General features: G+C 48.2%; 17 protein-coding genes and 1 tRNA gene. 16 read left to right on the forward strand and 2 right to left on the reverse strand.

Annotated features, from left to right (window positions below):
- Positions 1–15: 15 nt before the first annotated feature.
- Positions 16–1,479, reverse strand: coding sequence for a phosphoribosylamine--glycine ligase (gene purD / locus V1L52_RS01335; protein ID WP_428771844.1), 1,464 nt, complete (start codon positions 1,477–1,479; stop codon positions 16–18).
- Between the two features lie 329 nt (positions 1,480–1,808).
- On the opposite strand from purD, the gene V1L52_RS01340 reads away from it, so the two are divergent.
- The 4 genes from V1L52_RS01340 to V1L52_RS01355 all read left to right on the forward strand — a co-directional run bounded on the left by V1L52_RS01340 (position 1,809) and on the right by V1L52_RS01355 (position 4,741).
- Positions 1,809–2,192: a GntR family transcriptional regulator gene (locus V1L52_RS01340; RefSeq protein ID WP_428770499.1), complete on the forward strand. Its 384-nt coding sequence runs from the start codon at positions 1,809–1,811 to the stop codon at positions 2,190–2,192.
- The gene (locus tag V1L52_RS01345; protein ID WP_428770500.1) at positions 2,192–2,893 is read left to right on the forward strand and encodes an ABC transporter ATP-binding protein; all 702 of its coding nucleotides are present in this window, start codon (positions 2,192–2,194) and stop codon (positions 2,891–2,893) included. Before V1L52_RS01340 ends, V1L52_RS01345 begins: the two co-directional genes overlap by 1 nt.
- A 27-nt stretch (positions 2,894–2,920) precedes the next feature.
- Entirely contained in the window at positions 2,921–3,712 is a 792-nt protein-coding gene (locus V1L52_RS01350) for a hypothetical protein (RefSeq protein ID WP_428770501.1), read from the forward strand.
- Positions 3,713–3,862: 150 nt separating this feature from the next.
- A complete protein-coding gene (locus tag V1L52_RS01355) occupies positions 3,863–4,741 on the forward strand; it encodes a DMT family transporter (protein ID WP_428770502.1) in 879 nt (292 codons plus the stop codon).
- A gap of 60 nt (positions 4,742–4,801) precedes the next feature.
- On the opposite strand, the gene V1L52_RS01360 is transcribed toward V1L52_RS01355, so the two are convergent.
- Entirely contained in the window at positions 4,802–5,518 is a 717-nt protein-coding gene (locus V1L52_RS01360) for a DUF2715 domain-containing protein (protein WP_428770503.1), read from the reverse strand.
- A gap of 263 nt (positions 5,519–5,781) precedes the next feature.
- Between V1L52_RS01360 and V1L52_RS01365 the strand changes: the two genes are divergently transcribed.
- From V1L52_RS01365 to malQ, 12 genes are all read left to right on the forward strand, one after another.
- A complete protein-coding gene (locus V1L52_RS01365; RefSeq protein WP_428770504.1) occupies positions 5,782–6,735 on the forward strand; it encodes a beta-ketoacyl-ACP synthase III in 954 nt (317 codons plus the stop codon).
- Between the two features lie 49 nt (positions 6,736–6,784).
- Positions 6,785–7,759 carry an ACP S-malonyltransferase gene (locus V1L52_RS01370; protein WP_428770505.1) on the forward strand — a complete coding sequence of 325 codons (975 nt, stop codon included), beginning with the start codon at positions 6,785–6,787 and terminating at the stop codon, positions 7,757–7,759.
- 63 nt (positions 7,760–7,822) lie between these two features.
- Positions 7,823–8,566 (forward strand): 3-oxoacyl-[acyl-carrier-protein] reductase, encoded by a 744-nt coding sequence (fabG, locus tag V1L52_RS01375; protein WP_428770506.1) that lies wholly within the window; start codon positions 7,823–7,825, stop codon positions 8,564–8,566.
- A gap of 14 nt (positions 8,567–8,580) precedes the next feature.
- Positions 8,581–9,828, forward strand: coding sequence for a beta-ketoacyl-ACP synthase II (gene fabF, locus V1L52_RS01380; protein WP_428770507.1), 1,248 nt, complete (start codon positions 8,581–8,583; stop codon positions 9,826–9,828).
- Positions 9,825–10,259: a 3-hydroxyacyl-ACP dehydratase FabZ gene (gene fabZ, locus V1L52_RS01385; RefSeq protein ID WP_428770508.1), complete on the forward strand. Its 435-nt coding sequence runs from the start codon at positions 9,825–9,827 to the stop codon at positions 10,257–10,259. The genes fabF and fabZ overlap by 4 nt, the downstream gene beginning before the upstream one ends.
- 101 nt (positions 10,260–10,360) lie before the next feature.
- Positions 10,361–11,554, forward strand: coding sequence for an enoyl-ACP reductase FabV (gene fabV, locus V1L52_RS01390; protein WP_428770509.1), 1,194 nt, complete (start codon positions 10,361–10,363; stop codon positions 11,552–11,554).
- Between the two features lie 55 nt (positions 11,555–11,609).
- Positions 11,610–12,188, forward strand: coding sequence for an acetyl-CoA carboxylase biotin carboxyl carrier protein (gene accB, locus V1L52_RS01395; protein WP_428770510.1), 579 nt, complete (start codon positions 11,610–11,612; stop codon positions 12,186–12,188).
- A complete protein-coding gene (locus V1L52_RS01400) occupies positions 12,188–13,507 on the forward strand; it encodes an acetyl-CoA carboxylase biotin carboxylase subunit (RefSeq protein ID WP_428770511.1) in 1,320 nt (439 codons plus the stop codon). The genes accB and V1L52_RS01400 overlap by 1 nt, the downstream gene beginning before the upstream one ends.
- 31 nt (positions 13,508–13,538) lie before the next feature.
- Complete coding sequence (gene accD / locus V1L52_RS01405) at positions 13,539–14,342, forward strand: acetyl-CoA carboxylase, carboxyltransferase subunit beta (protein WP_428770512.1); 804 nt, start codon at positions 13,539–13,541, stop codon at positions 14,340–14,342.
- Positions 14,339–15,256: an acetyl-CoA carboxylase carboxyltransferase subunit alpha gene (locus tag V1L52_RS01410; RefSeq protein ID WP_428770513.1), complete on the forward strand. Its 918-nt coding sequence runs from the start codon at positions 14,339–14,341 to the stop codon at positions 15,254–15,256. The genes accD and V1L52_RS01410 overlap by 4 nt, the downstream gene beginning before the upstream one ends.
- 223 nt (positions 15,257–15,479) lie before the next feature.
- Positions 15,480–15,553 (forward strand) — tRNA-Ala (locus tag V1L52_RS01415).
- Between the two features lie 104 nt (positions 15,554–15,657).
- Positions 15,658–17,307: a 4-alpha-glucanotransferase gene (gene malQ / locus V1L52_RS01420; RefSeq protein ID WP_428770514.1), complete on the forward strand. Its 1,650-nt coding sequence runs from the start codon at positions 15,658–15,660 to the stop codon at positions 17,305–17,307.
- Positions 17,308–17,322: the final 15 nt, after the last annotated feature.

Consider the following 17,322-nt stretch of genomic DNA (forward strand, 5'->3'; position numbering starts at 1 on the left):
ATTTACGCAAGTCCCCTAAATATCCTCGGAGTCGGCAGCCCCTGCAAGTCCTATGTCTTTTCTGTAAAACATATCTTTAAAACGAATCCGCTTTAAAGCATGATAGGCTTTTTCGCGTGCCAAACCGAGTGTATCTTCTTTTCCGGCTTCTTTGCATTCGTCTTCGGATGCAAAGGCGGATACGCATAATACCCGCCCTCCCGATGTTATCAGTTTTTTTTCGCAAATTCTAAGTTTTTCCGCTTCCTCTTCCGCCTTTACGGCTTCCGCTCCCGAGATAAAAAGCTTTACACTGTTGCGTCCGGGTTTTGGTTCCTGATTTTGCGTTTTTTGCAAAACTGCCGATACTTTGCGTAAAATACTGTAGGGTGTACGTATGTCAATTTCATAACCGGTTTTGTATAAGTCCGGATATCCTCCGGAGACAACTACCGGAGCGCATACCGAACCTTTTTTGTGCCGGATTTCAAAATGCCGTAAAAGGCCTTCATTATTTTGATCGAGAATAGCCGTACAAAGCCGGGCAAAGTCGCAATCCAAAAGCGGCAAAACCGCCTGTGTTTCAGGGTCACCGAGGCGGACATTGTATTCAAGGAGTTTCGGACCCGAATCGGTCAGCATAATACCGAAAAAGATAAATCCCCGATAATCGAATCCTTCCGCAATGAGGCCTCTGAGGGTAGGTTCAAGGATTGTACGCGAAAACGCTTCCATGGTTTCCGGGCTTATATCGGGAACGGGAGCTATTGCACCCATGCCTCCGGTATTCGGTCCCTTTGCGCCGTCTCGAAGCCTCTTGTGGTCGCGTGCGGGAACAAAGGGGATAATTGCAGCCTTACCGGTCGAAGCCGTTTTCGGCGTAACCGAAACGGCCGCCAAAATCGATATTTCGCTTCCGCGCAGGTATTCTTCCAATACGATTCTTTTACCGGCTTCTCCGAAAATTCTTTTTTCCATAAAACTTTGGACGGCCTGCATTGCCTCCTGCCTTGTTGCGGCAACAATGACTCCTTTGCCGCCGGCAAGACCGTCCGCCTTTATGACAATGGGCGAATCTCTTTGTTCAATGTACATTTTGGCATCTATGGTATTTGTTACCGTTACGCTGTCCGCACAGGCAATGCCGTATTTTTTCATAAAATTTTTGGCAAAGTCTTTACTGCCTTCAAGCTGTGCGGCTGTTTTCTTCGGACCGACAACGGGAATGCCGTATTTCCACAGTTCATCGGCAAGTCCCGCACACAGGGGGGCTTCCGGTCCTATCAGGGCAAAGTCTATTTTGTGTGTACGGGCTATATCCGCAAAGAAGGTTGCTGTCTCCGGCACTGCCTGAATTTCCTGCGGAAGAGGAATATTTACGGCTTTTGGTTCACATGCCGTTCCCGCATTGCCCGAAATACATACGATTTCCGATACTTCATCGCTTTTTGACAGGGCCCAGCACAGTGCATGTTCGCGCCCGCCGGAGCCGATTAGCATAACGTTCACTTGTTTCTCCCGTTTTATAAATTCTTATTGTAAGCTGTTTCTTTTTTTATTATCAACCCCGAAATACCTGTTTCCGGTATACTTACTGGTGGAGCTCACTGTTTATTATAACATGTTTTTGGGAAAATTCACCGATTTTTAGAAAAAATGTTAAATTCCTATATTTTTTCCACATTTTAGTATTGTCTATATTATGGTAGTAGTGCAGTAATATTAATTGTTTAAATCTTATTATGCAATACCTTTAAATTTCGCTTGACAGCTTTTTAATATTAGTGTACTATCTGTCTATAACACTAAACCGGGAGAAAGGTGATGATATGAATGAATTTAAGGATTCGGCACCCATCTATCTGCAAATAACGGATACAATCAAACGGCGCATTATTGCAGGAGAGTTAAAGCCGGGAGAACAGCTGCCTTCGGTGAGGCAAACGGCCGAGGATATGAAGGTAAATCCGAACACGGTTATCCGCTCCTATGCGGAACTTGAGCGCGAAGGCATTGCCGAAAAACGGCGGGGGATGGGGACCTTTATCAGCGAAAATGAGGCGGCTATAGAAAACGTACGGAACGAGGTATCGCATAGCCTTGTAAGCGATTTTGTAAGCGGCATGAACGAATGCGGTTTTTCCTCCGCCGATATTATTGCCCTTGTACAAAAACATATTGAAATGCAAACCGAACGACAGGAGAACGTATAATGGAAACGATATTAAAAGCGGAAAACGTGAGCAAGCGTTTTTTCAAAAAACAGGCGCTGCGCGGCATAAATCTTGAGTTAAAGGCCGGGCGCATTTTAGGTCTTATGGGGCCGAACGGCAGCGGCAAAACCACCCTCTTAAAAATCGCCGCCGGACTTCAAAAACCTTCTTCGGGAACTGTTTCAATTTGCGGCTTGAATATCGGAAGCGAAACAAAGGCTCTTACGGCTCTTTTACCCGACCGCAATACGCTTCCCCTCTGGATGACCGCCTCCGATGCCTGCTCCTTTTATGCGGATTATTTTGACGACTTCGACTCCGACAAAGCGCGCGATATGCTGGATTTTATGAAGCTCGGTGCAGACGAAAAAGTTTCGGCAATGTCGAAGGGAATGATTGAAAAATTAAACCTTACCTTAACCTTTTCGCGCAAAGCAAAACTCTTTTTACTGGATGAACCTCTGGGAGGTATCGACCCTGTTGCGCGCGAACGCATCGTTTCGGCGATTATCAAAACCTACAGCGAAGATTCATCCATTCTTATAAGCACGCACTTGATTCACGATATAGAAGCGATGTTTGACGATGTATGTTTTATTAAAGAAGGTGAAATCGCCCTTTACGGAGAAGCCGAGCAGCTTCGCAGCGAACACGGGGCATCGATAGATCAATTATATATTAAAATTTTTCAGGATGTATAATTTAAGGATTTTAATGAGGAGAATGATATGATAAGTGTATTACGTCAGGAATGGAAGGCGCGCAAACATACAATCGCTTTAGTCAGTGCAGCCCTCTTTATATGTGCGGCAATCGGTTTGCCCCTCGGTACTCTCGGAGCGGACAGCGAATCGCGGCTGCCCTTTTATGGACTTTTTGTTGCACTGCTTGTGATAAGCGCATTGCTTACCGTCGGCTGCGTGTTTTTTCTTCCCCTTTTAAAAGGAGCGGGCAATATCGGTAACGATTTACTCAGCGACAGGGGATACCTTTTGTTGAGCCTGCCTAAACAGCCTGTTGTGTTGTTTGCGGGAAAAATGATAATCGGTCTTGCCGAATTTCTTATCTATGCCGTTCCCGTTTTCTTTTATTTAACTTTTTCAATGCCCTTAGCCGGGATTTTACATTCTGCGGCAAGCAAATCATACGGAGAACTGATACGAAAGATTTACTACTCGATTTTTATTGAACAGTTCAACGTAACAATCAGCGTATTTTTTACGGCGATTGCCTTTTTTATTTTTGCACAAACGGTGGTAAATCTCGTTGTGGTTTTGTACCGCTCCTTTATGCGGACACGTAAAGCTTCTTTTTTGATGATTGTTTTTACGTTTATTGCGGTATTTATTGCACTGAAAACGGCGGAACTGTTATCGGAGCTTATTATTCCGCCCGTACCGGACAATGCGCCGATGCCGGCGGATATCTTATTGCTGCTTTTTACCGGCTGTTTTGTAGTGTTTTCGGCTTTGTATTTTTTTATTACAATCCTGCTTTTTGAACGGAAGGTGGAAATCTGAGTAAGGGGAAAAAACCGAAATTAAGATGAGCTGCCCGGGTTTAAAAAGCCGGCCGGTTTTGAAACCTGTTCTGCGGGCTGTCCGAAAACTTCGGTTTTTAGGCAGCCCCGATTGCCTTTATCAATCATTCCCGCTATAATAAGCCCCTATATGACAAATAAAGCAAAAACACATATGTACGGTCTTTTGGCCGCATTTTTTTTATCCTGCGCTTTTCCGCTTACCCGTATCGCTTTGGAATGTTTTTCTCCCAATGTATTCGGTGCGCTGCGCTGTACTTTGGCAAGCGTTGTTTTGCTGGGCTTCGGAAAATTCACCGGGCTGCGCCGCCCCTTTAAATTGTCTCATCTTTCTCTTTTTGTGCTTTCGGGGGCTCTCGGTTTCGGTGTTTATTTGATTTTTTTTAATTTGGGATTAAAGAGTATCACGGCGGCAACCGCAAGTATTATTATTTCGACAACGCCGATTATGACCGCTTTTGCGGCTTCTTTTTTTTACGGCGAAAAATTAAGTAAAATCGGGGTGCTTTCGATAATCGGCGCCTTTGCCGGCGTTTTGATAATTCTTTTATGGAAGGGTATTTTTTCGATTAATACGGGTGCTTTGTGGATGCTGGCCGCGGCGGTATTTTTTTGCGCATATAATATTTTGAGTAAAAAGTTTATCAAAATGGGTTATACATCCATAGATGTGGTAACCTACAGCATTTTTACCGGCGCCCTGATGCTGTCGTTTTTGCTCCCCCAAGCCTATAGGGAATTACAATCGGCCGAATTAAAGCACATTGCCGTTTTTGTATATTTGAGTATTTTTACGACGGCGGGCGGATATTTTTTGCTGGGAAAGGGTTTGCAGGTTGCCGAAAAAACAAGCGACCTTACAAACTATATGTTTGTGATTCCGCTTATGGCGAGCATCCTCGGCTATCTGCTTTTAGGCGAAACCTTGACTGCAGGAACGGCGATAGGCGGTTCTTTAATAGCCCTGAGTATTGTTGTTTTTGCGCTTAAAGGGAAGCCGGTAAAATAAAACGTCCGCCGAATCAATGGGCGATACGGCAGAACGTATGATTTTAAATTACGGCAAATATTAGAGTTTGAATATCGGACCCAGTTTTAATGTAAATACATTTGTAAATCCCGGCTCGATAATATCGCTGCCGGTTCCTAAATAGGGTAAAGCAGATGGGAGCCCTCGTGTATCGTACCATACCCATCCGGCTCCGAGTGTGTTCAATATTCCGAGGTTTACGCCGATATTTTGTGTAAAAAAGTAAGAGGCTCCCAGATAAAGCGGAATGCCTATATCGGCTTTACGCAATTCAATATCGAGTCCCGATACCGTTGTACCCGAAGTCGATATTTCGGTGATTTTTGATATGCCGCCTCCCGCACTCAAACCCGAAGCAAAGGTAAGAAAAAGATTCGGTATTTTCCGGTAAGTATAGCCGAATAAAAGATTCCCCTGCACACAAAGGCCGCTCAGCTTTACACTGCCGTCTATGGCAGGAGGCAGCGGTGAGGGGCCTCGCGTGTATTTGTGATTGAATTTCATTGTTCCGCCTGTCAGAAAATCGCTTGAAGCCAAAAAGGTAAAGCCGCTTTGAGTTACCGCACCGAGTGAAACGCCGAAACTGAAGGGAGTCCATGAAAGAGTATTTCTTGAGGACGTCTGTAGGCCTAATCCGTCTGTGCTCTCCTCTGTTGAATACAGGTTTGAAAATCCTGCACTCGGACTGATGATAAATTCCGCAAAAACGCTCATGCAGAGTAAACTTACGACAAGCACCGATAAAGTTTTTTTCATTTTACATAACCTCCTGATTTTACGGTTTTATACCGCATTACATAATAAAAACTTTCTTCTATTATACCCCCCCCCCCCCCCCCCCCCCGAAAAGTCAAGCGGTCGGCGAAAAATATATCGGTTCTTTTATGATACAGTAAATCACCGCAACTTTTCTTCTTTTTATGTGTCTCAATCTATTAAGAGCGCTCTTTCCGGCCCTTCGTTAAGGCTAAGCCTTGACAAAAAGACTTAAAATGTCATATCCTGTGTGCGGAGAGAGAATGGCTGTTATAATATACGGAACGGGGAAGGCTCTTCCCGCACGCAAAATGACAAATGCCGATTTTCCCGCCGAGCTTGATACCTCGGATGAATGGATAAAAAGCCACACGGGGATTTCGTCGCGCTTTATTGCGGATAAAAACCAAAGCGGTGCATTGCTGGCTGCCGCTGCGTGCAGGGAAGCGATGAAGGGCTTGGAAAGCGGTGCGGCTGTAAAAGCGCAGGATATCGATTTGATTATCTGTGCGACCGCGACCTCCGATTACGGCGGCTTTCCTTCCGATGCCTGTATTGTACAGCGCGAATTGGGGGCAAAAAATGCCGCCTGTTTCGACATATCCGCGGCTTGTTCGGGCTTTTTATATGCCCTGGACACGGCGGCCGCCCTTATGGAGCGGAATAAAAACCGCTATGCTTTAGTGTGCGGCTGTGAAATATTGAGCCGCATTGTGGATTGGAATGACCGTTCCACCTGTGTGTTGTTCGGCGACGGCGCCGGAGCGGTGCTTTTAAAAAATACCTTTGAAAAAAACGGCCGCGGTATCGGTGCCGCGGTTTCGGGTTCGGACGGACGGGGCGCCGAGCACTTGTATATCGACGAGAACAGACATATCCGTATGAACGGGCGCGCCGTCTATACCTTTGCGGTAAAAATCATCGCCGATACGGTTAAAACTCTGCTTAAACGGGAAGGCTTAAGCATGGACGATATAGACCTTGTGGTATGCCACCAGGCAAACAGGCGGATTTTGGAAGCGGCGGCAAAACGCTTACACTGCGATTTTGCAAAGTTTGTCTGTAATATGGAAGAATACGGAAACACTTCCGCCGCTTCGGTTCCGATTACCCTCGACGATTTGATAAAAAGCGGCCGTCTGCGCAGGGGCATGACGATAATATGCGCCGGCTTCGGTGCGGGTCTTACCTGGGGCGGCTGTATAATACGGTTTTAGCGGAGTGCGGAAAAATGTTGAAAATGTTGCTGAGAGAAGGTTGTAAGATATGAAGTATGTATTTTTGTTTTCAGGGCAGGGTTCTCAGTTTAAGGGGATGGCCGAAGATATTTGTAAAGCGCATCCTCAAGCCCGCGCCGTTATAGATGAGATGAGTTCAATAACCGGCGAAAACATAGCGGAACTTTTATGGAATACCGAAAAAGAAGAACTTTCACGAAGCGATAAAAGTCAGCTTGCCATCACTGCCGTTGAATGTGCCGTTTTGGCGGTTTTAAAAGAAAAGGGAATAGTTCCTTCCGCCGCGGCGGGCTTCAGCTTGGGAGAGTTTCCCGCCCTCTATGCGTCCGGCGTTTTGGATTTTGAGTCAACGGTGCGGATTGTGCAAAAACGCGGCCGTATTATGCAAAAGGCTTGCGAAGACATAGCCGCAGCTTCGGCCGGAAAACCCTGCGGTATGGCGGCCGTGATACGGCTTGAAGCGGAAAAAATTGCTGAGCTTTTAGCGCCCTATTCAAATCCCGAAACGGGAATCGTATTTGCCGCAAATATGAACAGCCCCGCGCAAACCGTTGTGTCGGGAACCGCCGAGGGTTTGGACAGGGCCGAAGCATTGTGTAAAGAAGCGGGAGCAAAGCGCTTTATCCGCCTTGCGGTTGCAGGTCCCTTCCATTCACCCCTTATGAAAAACGCTGCGGCCGAATTTGAAACGGCCTTAAAGGACTTTAGCTTTTCCGACCCGAAAATCCCGCTTTTTTCAAACGTAACGGGAAAGCGGCTTTTGTCCGGCGCGGAAGCGAAAAAAAACGCCGTATTGCACATCACTCATCCGGTATTGTGGACCGCCGAAGAAAGAGAAATAGCCTCTTTGATGAATGCGGAACAAATAGGTTCGGTGTTGGAAATCGGGCCGGGAAATACGTTGTGCAATTTATGGCGCGACGGAGGATATTCGGATAGGGCCTGTCTTCCGACCGGAACGGCCGAAAGTTTGGACGCGGTTTTAAGCGCTCACGCCTGTTAAAGGCGGCGATTGCGGGGCTTTGTAATCGGGAAAAGAATATTTTTTATAGATGAGGTTTGACTTATGTTGTTAAAAGGAAAAAAAGCATTGATAACGGGTTCGTCCCGCGGTATCGGAAAAGAAACGGTAAAACGCTTTCTGGAAGAAGGGGCCGAAGTATGGGGTCTTTGTACAAAGCCCTCCGCTTCAAAGGCCGAGCTTGAAGCTTTCGCCGCCGAAAAAGGAAGCGCTTTTCACGAAATATATGCAGACTGCGGCGATGCGGCCGCTTTAACTGATACCGTAAAAAAAGCCCTTGAAGAATCCGGCGGTTTTGACGTATTGGTAAACAACGCAGGTATTACCCGCGACAGCCTTTCGTTCCGCATGAAGCTGGAAGATTGGGAAAGCGTTTTGCGCGTAAACCTTACCGGTGTTTTTGTCGCCTCTCAAATCGTATCCTCGGATATGATACGTAAACGCAGCGGTTCCATCATCAATATGTCGAGCATTGTCGGCTTACACGGTCAAGGCGGTCAGGTAAATTATTCCGCCAGCAAAGCCGGTCTTATCGGTTTTACCAAGAGCCTTGCAAAAGAAACGGCAGGCCGCGGCGTGCGCGTCAATGCGATTGCCCCCGGCTATATCGAAACGGATATGACGGCGGCCGTAAACGAAGAAATGCGCAAAGCATGGGTTGAAGGCATTCCGCTTAAGAGGGCCGGACAGCCTGCGGACATTGCAAACGCAGCCGTCTTTTTGGCATCGGATTTGTCACAGTATATCACCGCTCAGGTTCTCGGCGTTGACGGCGGCCTCGGTGCATGATAAGGAGTGAATATATGAGAAGAGTTGTTATTACGGGAATGGGGGCGGTAACGCCTTTGGGAAACAGTCTCGATGAAACATGGAAGGGTATAAAGGAAGGAAGGTGCGGTATCGGGAACATAACCGGTTTTGACTGCTCCGATTATAAAGTTCAAATTGCGGCGGAAGTAAAAAACTTTGACGCTTCGCAGTTTGTGGACAAGCGTGAAGCGCGTAAAATGGCGCGTTTTACCCAATTTGCCGTTGCAGCCGCGGTTCAGGCAATGCAGGATGCGGGCCTTACAAAAGAAACGATAGACGGAAACCGCACCGGCGTTATGCTCGGAAACGGAATCGGCGGCTTTGAAATATATGAAGGCTCTTTTAAAAAATACTTTGAAGCCGGCCCTGCGCGCATTCCTCCGATGACCGTTCCCCTGCTTATTCCCAACGAAGCTGCGGGAAACATCAGTATGCTTTTGGGCATTCACGGTCCCTCATGGACGCTCGCTACCGCATGTGCTTCGGGTACGGACGCCCTGGGCAATGCCTTGGATATGGTGCGCTCCGGCCGCGTGGATATGTGTTTTGCGGGCGGAACCGAAGCGACCGTTACGGGCTTCGGCATAAGCTGTTTTACGATTTTGCAAACCCTCGCTTCCGATTACAACGAGGAACCCGCAAAAGCGTGCTGTCCCTTCGATAAAAAACGCTCGGGCTTTATTATGGGTGAAGGCGCCGGTATTTTAATTTTGGAAGAATACGAACACGCAAAAAAACGCGGTGCAAAAATCTACGCCGAATTTGCAGGCTACGGCGCATCCTCGGACGCATACCACCTTACAAGCCCCGACCCGTCGGGAGAAGGCGGCGCCCTTGCGATGATCAATGCGCTCAAAGATGCGGGCATAAAAGCCGAAGACGTTCAGTATTACAACGCGCACGGAACGTCAACGCCCATCAACGATCCTGCGGAAACCGCAATGATAAAAAAAGCCTTCGGCGATCATGCCTATAAAATGAAAATATCGTCAACAAAGTCGATGATAGGCCACTGTTTGGGAGCCGCCGGCGCCTTGGAAGCAATTTTTTGCGTAAAGGCGATTCAGGACGGATTTTATCCCCCGACAATCAATTTAACCGAACCCGACCTTGAAGCGGGGTGCGATTTGGATTATATTCCCAATAAGGGAGTTGAAGGAACAATCAACTGCGCCGCATCCGGCTCCCTCGGTTTCGGCGGGCATAACGGCGTTGCCGTATTCAAAAAGGCGGAAGCATGAGTTTAACAAAGGATATAGAAAAACTGATACCGCACCGCAGTCCCTTTTTATTTGTCGATGAAATTATTTCGGCCGACGAAAAGGGCAGTGTGAGCGAGCACGTATTTACCGAAAACGAATTTTTCTTTAAAGGACATTTCCCCGAATATCCGGTTGTGCCCGGCGTTATTTTGGTGGAAACCATGGCTCAAGCCGGCGGTGCCGCGCTGAGTTTTCAAAACGTATTTGAAAAAAACGCCCTGTTTTTTTTGGCGACCGTGGACAAGGTAAAATTCCGCGCGCAAGTGCGCCCCGGCGACAAGGTACGTATGGAAGTAACGAATTTGCGTGTTTCGCCGCGCATGATTAAACAGGCGGGCAAAGCCTATGTCGGCGATACCCTTGCGGCCGAAGCCGAATGGATGTGCCTTGTAGGACAAGGGCAGAACTAAAAAACTTGTATATTATATGCACGTTCTCGCTTCGCTGTGAACGTGCGTAAAAAGTCAATCGAAAGTTGATACTTTCTTCTTGACTTTTTATAGGAGTGAACATGATTATAAAACCGATGGTACGCGGAAGCGTGTGTTTGAACGCTCATCCTGCAGGATGTAAAAAGGCCGTAGAAGATCAAATTGCATATACAAAAAAACAGTCGGCCTCTTATGCAAAAAACAAGGCGCCTAAAAACGCCCTTATTTTAGGCTGTTCCAACGGATACGGCCTTGCAAGCCGCATTGTCGCAGCCTTTGCTTACGGCGCCGCTACTATCGGCGTGTCCTTTGAAAAAGCGGGAAGCGAAACCAAGTGGGGAACCCCCGGCTGGTACAACAACCTCGCCTTTGATAAGGCGGCCGAACGCGACGGCTTGTTTTCGCACACGATAGACGGAGATGCTTTTTCCGATGAAATTAAGCAAAGCGTTATAGAAGCGGCAAAAAAGAAAGGGATGAAGTTCGACTTGGTTATTTACAGTTTGGCAAGCCCCGTCCGCACCGACCCCGACACTGGCATTATGTACAAGTCGGTTTTAAAGCCCTTCGGAAAAACCTTTACGGGAAAAACCCTCGATCCTTTTACCGGAGAACTCAAAGAAATTTCCGCAGAGCCTGCAAGCGATGAAGAAGCCGCCGCAACGGTTAAGGTTATGGGCGGCGAAGACTGGGAGCGCTGGATTAAAAAACTGTCCGAAGCCGGAGTACTTGCCGACGGCTGTGTAACCGCCGCGTATTCCTACATCGGCCCTGAAGCGACTCAGGCCCTCTACCGCAAGGGAACAATCGGTAAGGCAAAAGAACACCTCGAAGCGACCGCCCACAGCTTAAACGATTTTATGAAAAACTTTTCCGGCAAAGCCTTTGTATCGGTCAACAAGGGATTGGTTACGCGCGCAAGTGCGGTTATTCCCGTTATTCCCCTGTATTTGGCTTCGTTGTTTAAAGTAATGAAAGAAAAGGGCAACCACGAAGGCTGTATAGAACAGATAAACCGTCTTTTTTCGGACAGATTGTACCGCGCAGACGGAACGGTCCCCGTCGATTCGGAAAACAGAATCCGCATAGACGATTGGGAGCTTTCCGACGATGTACAAAAAGCGGTTGACGCCTTAATGATACAGGTTACGAGCGAAAACAGCGAAAAACTTACCGATTTGGCGGGTTACAGGCACGACTTTTTGGCTTCAAACGGTTTCGATATTGAAGGCGTCGATTACGATGCCGATATCGCCCGCTTTGACGTAATATAAGCGTTTCCGATAGCTCGCAATAGCCCGCAATTGCACGCAATAGCAAGGATTGTATATGAAAGAAGAATTTATATTAAAACTTTTTGAAAAGTTTGAAAAAGGCACATCGGTTGTCATGCACATAAAAGAAGGCGATTATGAATTGCTTTTAAAAAAAGAAGGGGCCTTTGCGAAGACGGATTCGCCGTCCGCCGCGGCAGCCCTTCCTTCCGTGATGTATGCCGCTCCTCCGGCTTTTATGCCGGCGGGGGTTCCGGCAGGAGGCCCTGCTGCGGCTCATGAGGCTCATTCGGCCGCGGCTCAAAGCGCCCCGGTACAAGGTGCTGCGGGAAGTTCCGCTCCGGCATCTTCCGGCGGACAAGCTGTATCAGGCGCCCCGGCTGCCGATAAAAACCTTGTTTTTATTAAAAGCCCGATTGTCGGAACCTTTTACCGCTCGCCCTCGCCGGATTCCCCTCCCTATGTTGAAAAGGGAACGGCGGTTAAAAAGGGTCAGCCCCTGTGCGTCCTTGAAGCGATGAAAATGATGAATACCCTCGAATGCGAATACGACGGCGTTATCGAGGACATTTTGGCTTCAAACGGCGATTTGGTTGAATTCGAGCAAAACATTTTTGCGATTCGGGTAAAATAATGATAAAAAAATTGCTTGTTGCAAACAGGGGCGAAATCGCCGTGCGCATTATCCGCGCATGCCGTGAGTTGGGTATTAAAACGGTTGCCGTGTATTCAAGCGCCGACAAAGATTGTTTGCACGTAAAGCTTGCCGACGAAGCCTTTTGTATCGGACCGGCTCCTTCGGCTAAAAGCTATTTAAATCGCACGGCCTTAATCACCGTCGGCTTAAGTACCGGCTGCGAAGCCGTACATCCGGGCGTGGGCTTTTTATCCGAAAATGCCGAATTTGCGCGCGAAGTTGAAAAAAGCGGTATGCACTGGATAGGCCCCGACGCTTCGGTTATCGAAATGCTCGGCGATAAGGTGCAAGCGCGCGCAACGGCGCAAAAAAGCGGTCTTCCCGTAACGCCCGGCTCGGACGGAGCAGTGAAAAATGCCGAAGAAGGCGCAAAAATCGCCGAAAAATGCGGTTATCCGGTTATTATCAAAGCGGCTTCAGGCGGCGGCGGTAAGGGTATGCGCATCGTATGGAAAAAAGAAGATTTGGCGGAAAACCTGACGATTGCTTCGGCCGAAGCTTTGGCAAACTTTGCCGACGGAACCGTGTATATAGAAAAATACCTCGTTGATCCGCGCCACGTTGAGCTGCAGATTTTAGGCAACGGAAAGGGAGCCGTGGCCGTTTTGGGCGAGCGCGACTGTTCGGTTCAAAAAAATCACCAAAAATTGATAGAAGAAAGCCCCTCTCCCGGCGTAAGCGATAAAATGCGCGAAGATATGTGCCGCGGAGCGGTCAATCTTTTTTCGTCGCTTAAATACCGCGGAGCCGGTACCATCGAGTTTTTGGTATCGGGCGATAATTTTTATTTTATGGAAGTAAACGCGCGTATCCAAGTTGAACATCCGGTGTCCGAAATGGTAACGGGAACCGACCTTATCTGCGAGCAAATCCGCGTATGTACGGGCGAAAAGATGAGTCTTCCTTCGGGAAACCTCCCCGTCAACGGCTGGTCGATAGAAGCGCGCATAAACGCCTTTACTCCCGGCTTAATTAAAAACCTGCGCGTCCCCGGCGGAAACGGCGTGCGCTTCGACAGCTTTTTGTATCAGGGCTATACGGTCGTTCCCTTTTACGATTCGATGACTGCCAAACTCATCGTACACGGTCAAAACAGAAAACACGCCGTGCAAAAACTTTTATGCGCCCTGGACGAACTTTATATCGAAGGCATTAAAACGAACGCTGAAGAGCAAAAACTGATTTTAAACTCACCCAAATTTCAATCCGGAAATTTCGGTACGGGTTTGTACGCGGAATTGTTCCCGCCGAAATAAGAGGGAAGGGAAAAAATAAACGGAGGTGCTTATGGATTGTCCCCATTGTAAGGTATCGCACGACGAAGAAGTATTTAACGATAATTTGATGGTCTGTCCGCACTGCGGCTGCCATTTACGCATAGATGCCGCCCGAAGAATTGTGTATCTTACGGACGAAGATTCTTTTAAAGAACTGTATCATAACTTAAAAACTGGTAACCCCATCGAAATGGAAGGGTATGAAGAAAAACTGTCGGCGGCGGAAGCTAAAACGTCAATGAATGAAGCCGTCATTACCGGCTCCTGTACGATAAAGGGACGGCCCGCCCTGCTTGCCGTTATGTCGTTCAACTTTATGGGCGGCTCGATGGGTTCGGTTGTAGGCGAAAAAATTGCCCGCCTTATGCTCAAGGGGGCCGAAGAACGGCTTCCGGTCATTATTTACGCAACTTCAGGCGGCGCGAGAATGCAGGAAGGCCTTTTTTCTTTAATGCAAATGGCAAAAACCTCAAGCGCGGCCGCCGAATTGGATGAAAAGGGTGTGCCCCTGTTTATTATGCTGTGCGACCCGACCACCGGCGGCGTTACGGCAAGTTTTGCGATGCTCGGCGATATTATCGCGGCCGAACCGGGAGCCCTCATCGGCTTTGCGGGCCCGCGCGTCATCGAGGGAACTATCCGCCAGCAGCTGCCCGACGGTTTTCAGCGTGCCGAATTTCAGCTTAAAAAGGGCTTTGTCGACTGTATTGTTCCGCGCCAGGAACAGCGGCGTTTTTTTGCCCGCATGATAGACGCGCACTGTGCGCATCTTGCGGCGGCGAAAAAGAAAAAAACTGCGGAGGTGCATTCATGAGCGCAATCAGTCAAAACGAATTATTGGCCGGTTTACAAAACATAGCAAAAGAATCGGGCTTGGATATAAGCGAAGAACTGGGAAAAATCACGGCAAAACTGCAAAGCTGCTGTTCGCTTTCGCGCACATGGGAACGTGTTGAACTTGCCCGCCACAGCGACCGCCCGCGCGCCCTCGATTACATCGATATGATTTTCGATGATTTTACCGAACTGCACGGCGACCGCTTTTTCGGCGACGATCCGGCCCTTGTCGGCGGCATAGGCTTTATAGAAGGGCAGGCGGTAACGGTTATCGGAAACCAAAAGGGGCGCAATTTGCGTGAAACCATAGACCGAAACGGCGGTATGGCAAACCCCGAAGGCTACCGCAAAGCTTTGCGCCTTGCAAAACAGGCCGAAAAGTTCCGCCGCCCGATTGTAACCTTTATCGATACCCAGGGCGCTTATCCGGGCTTGGGTGCCGAAGAGCGCGGTATAGGGGAAGCGATTGCCGTCAACTTGCGGGAATTCAGCCGGCTTAAAACGCCGATTATCTGCTTTATTATCGGAGAAGGCGGTTCCGGCGGCGCTTTGGGAATAGGCGTCGGCGATAAAATCTACATGCTCGAAAACGCCATCTTTTCGGTTATATCGCCTGAAGGCTGCGCTTCCATTTTGCTGCGCGATTCAAGCCGTGCAAAGGATGCCGCCGTTATGCTTAAAATCACAAGCCGCGAAGTGTTGGGCTTAAAAATGATAAACGGCGTTATAAACGAGCCTGAAGACGGCGCTCATACCGACCCGCTTAAAGCCGCTCAAGCCGTGCGCGCCCAATTATTAAAGGACATTGCCGATTTAAGTAAGCGCGACCCTGCCGTCCTTGTAAAGTACCGCAGCAAAAAAATCCGCTCAATCGGCTGTTTCACAGAGTGAAAACCTTTACGGAGTAAAGGGGGTGACGAAAATTTCGTCACCCGTCGAGTTTAGAATTAAGTCATGGTAATATAAAGACTTAATTCTAAACATCGCATTAAAAATCAAGAAATCCGTTCAAAAACTTCGGTTTTTGGATACTTAAGACGACAGCCCTGCAGGGAAGGGCAATGCGGGTGCTTGACACAGTCCGCCGTTTTTTGATATAATATCTCCCATATATGGGGGTGTAGCTCATCTGGCTAGAGCGATTGCATGGCATGCAATAGGTAAGGGGTTCAAGTCCCCTCATCTCCAAAACGACACTTAATTCCTGTAGACACCTAAATTCACTTAACTCCCCCTTGCCTAAAAAACACGCCTCAAGTATTATAAAATTCAATTTGTCTTAAGGAACGGTTATGATTTTAAAGCGTGCAAGCGGAATATTATTGCATCCCACATCCTTACCCGGAAGCCCCGGTATCGGTACCTTGGGGGCTCAAGCTTTTCTTTTTGTCGATTGGCTCGAACGTTCGGGGCAGTCTTTATGGCAGATTTTACCGCTGGGGCCGACCGGATACGGGGATTCGCCCTATGCGTCTTTTTCAACCTTTGCGGGAAATCCCCTTCTCATCGATACGGACAGCCTTATTGAGCAGGGCTTTTTAACCGAGGGAGAAGCCGCTCCTCCCGATTATATTTTCTGTGCGGGTAATGTCGATTTCGGCTCGGTTGTGTATTGGAAGATTCCGCTTTTAAAAAAGGCGGCAAAAAACTTTTTAAAACATGTTCAAGGCGATTTTACACGGTCAGGCGATTTTGCGAAAGCGTATACGGCTTTCAAAAAAGAACAGCGGTTTTGGCTGGACGACTATGCGCTTTTTATGAGTATAAAAGAGTTCTACGATGCTCAAGCGCAAAAAGAGGGCTTGTTCGGTAAATTATGGAACAACTATTGGCCCTCCGCTCTTGCTTTGCGCGAAGAAAAAGCCTTGACCGATTGGCAAAAAACGCATAAGGACGATATTGAAATTCAAAAAGCCGTACAGTTTTTCTTTTTTTATCAGTGGAAAAAGCTTAAAGACTATGCGAACGCCAAGGGGATTTCAATCATCGGCGATATTCCCATCTTTGTCGCCCTCGATTCGGCGGATGTATGGGCAAATCAGCATTTATTTCAGCTGAACAAAAAGGCGCTTCCTAAGGCGGTGGCGGGCGTTCCTCCCGATTATTTCAGTGAAACCGGTCAGCTGTGGGGCAATCCCCTCTACGATTGGAAGGCGATGAAGAAGGAAGATTACCGCTGGTGGATTGAGAGAATCGGCCATTCGCTTAAGATGACCGATTATGTGCGCATTGACCATTTCCGCGGCTTTGAAGCCTACTGGGCGGTTCCCTACGGGGAAAAAACGGCGGTAAACGGAAAATGGGTCAAGGGTCCGGGCGCCGATTTATTCAATACGGTACAAAAAAAGTTGGGAAATGCCGCCCTCATTGCCGAGGATTTGGGGGTTATTACAGACGGCGTGCGAAAACTTTTGGACGGCTTTAATTTTCCCGGTATGAAGGTACTGCAATTTGCCTTCGATATGCAGGAAGCCGGCGGCAAGGGCTGTACAAACGCCTTTTTGCCGCATATGTACGATAAAAACTGCGTTGTATACACGGGAACCCACGATAACGACACTACGCAGGGCTGGCTGAATAATTGCACCGACGAAGAGCGCCGCTTTGTAAGCGAATATGTAAGCCGCTGTATCAACGGCGTAAATTTGCAAAACCATCAGTTGTGCAGCGCCCTTATCGGTGCGGCCTTTTTTTCGACTGCCGCCTTTGCCGTTATTCCTCTGCAGGACTTGTTTTCGTTCGGCTCTGAAATGCGCATGAATACGCCGTCCACTTCCGGAGGTTCAAACTGGGCATGGCGCATGGACGGCACCTTACTCGGCTCGGCGGTACCTTCCTCTGCTGCGGCACAGTCCGATGCGGCGGGAACTCCTGTCGGAAACGAAAAAGCCTCCTGGCTTAAGCGGTTGGCTCAGCTTTCGGGACGGAATATCAAAGAGTAAGGGTACACAGCGAGG

The organism is Treponema sp. HNW (assembly GCF_050320395.1).
In the GTDB taxonomy this organism is placed as follows: domain Bacteria; phylum Spirochaetota; class Spirochaetia; order Treponematales; family Treponemataceae; genus Treponema_C.

What these genes read in the sequence shown, in the direction of transcription:
- purD (WP_428771844.1), bottom strand. Translation starts at nt 1,479, where the DNA reads ATGCTAATCGGCTCCGGCGGGCGCGAACATGCACTGTGCTGGGCCCTG.
- V1L52_RS01340 (WP_428770499.1), top strand. Translation starts at nt 1,809, where the DNA reads ATGAATGAATTTAAGGATTCGGCACCCATCTATCTGCAAATAACGGAT.
- V1L52_RS01345 (WP_428770500.1), top strand. Translation starts at nt 2,192, where the DNA reads ATGGAAACGATATTAAAAGCGGAAAACGTGAGCAAGCGTTTTTTCAAA.
- V1L52_RS01350 (WP_428770501.1), top strand. Translation starts at nt 2,921, where the DNA reads ATGATAAGTGTATTACGTCAGGAATGGAAGGCGCGCAAACATACAATC.
- V1L52_RS01355 (WP_428770502.1), top strand. Translation starts at nt 3,863, where the DNA reads ATGACAAATAAAGCAAAAACACATATGTACGGTCTTTTGGCCGCATTT.
- V1L52_RS01360 (WP_428770503.1), bottom strand. Translation starts at nt 5,518, where the DNA reads ATGAAAAAAACTTTATCGGTGCTTGTCGTAAGTTTACTCTGCATGAGC.
- V1L52_RS01365 (WP_428770504.1), top strand. Translation starts at nt 5,782, where the DNA reads ATGGCTGTTATAATATACGGAACGGGGAAGGCTCTTCCCGCACGCAAA.
- V1L52_RS01370 (WP_428770505.1), top strand. Translation starts at nt 6,785, where the DNA reads ATGAAGTATGTATTTTTGTTTTCAGGGCAGGGTTCTCAGTTTAAGGGG.
- fabG (WP_428770506.1), top strand. Translation starts at nt 7,823, where the DNA reads ATGTTGTTAAAAGGAAAAAAAGCATTGATAACGGGTTCGTCCCGCGGT.
- fabF (WP_428770507.1), top strand. Translation starts at nt 8,581, where the DNA reads ATGAGAAGAGTTGTTATTACGGGAATGGGGGCGGTAACGCCTTTGGGA.
- fabZ (WP_428770508.1), top strand. Translation starts at nt 9,825, where the DNA reads ATGAGTTTAACAAAGGATATAGAAAAACTGATACCGCACCGCAGTCCC.
- fabV (WP_428770509.1), top strand. Translation starts at nt 10,361, where the DNA reads ATGATTATAAAACCGATGGTACGCGGAAGCGTGTGTTTGAACGCTCAT.
- accB (WP_428770510.1), top strand. Translation starts at nt 11,610, where the DNA reads ATGAAAGAAGAATTTATATTAAAACTTTTTGAAAAGTTTGAAAAAGGC.
- V1L52_RS01400 (WP_428770511.1), top strand. Translation starts at nt 12,188, where the DNA reads ATGATAAAAAAATTGCTTGTTGCAAACAGGGGCGAAATCGCCGTGCGC.
- accD (WP_428770512.1), top strand. Translation starts at nt 13,539, where the DNA reads ATGGATTGTCCCCATTGTAAGGTATCGCACGACGAAGAAGTATTTAAC.
- V1L52_RS01410 (WP_428770513.1), top strand. Translation starts at nt 14,339, where the DNA reads ATGAGCGCAATCAGTCAAAACGAATTATTGGCCGGTTTACAAAACATA.
- malQ (WP_428770514.1), top strand. Translation starts at nt 15,658, where the DNA reads ATGATTTTAAAGCGTGCAAGCGGAATATTATTGCATCCCACATCCTTA.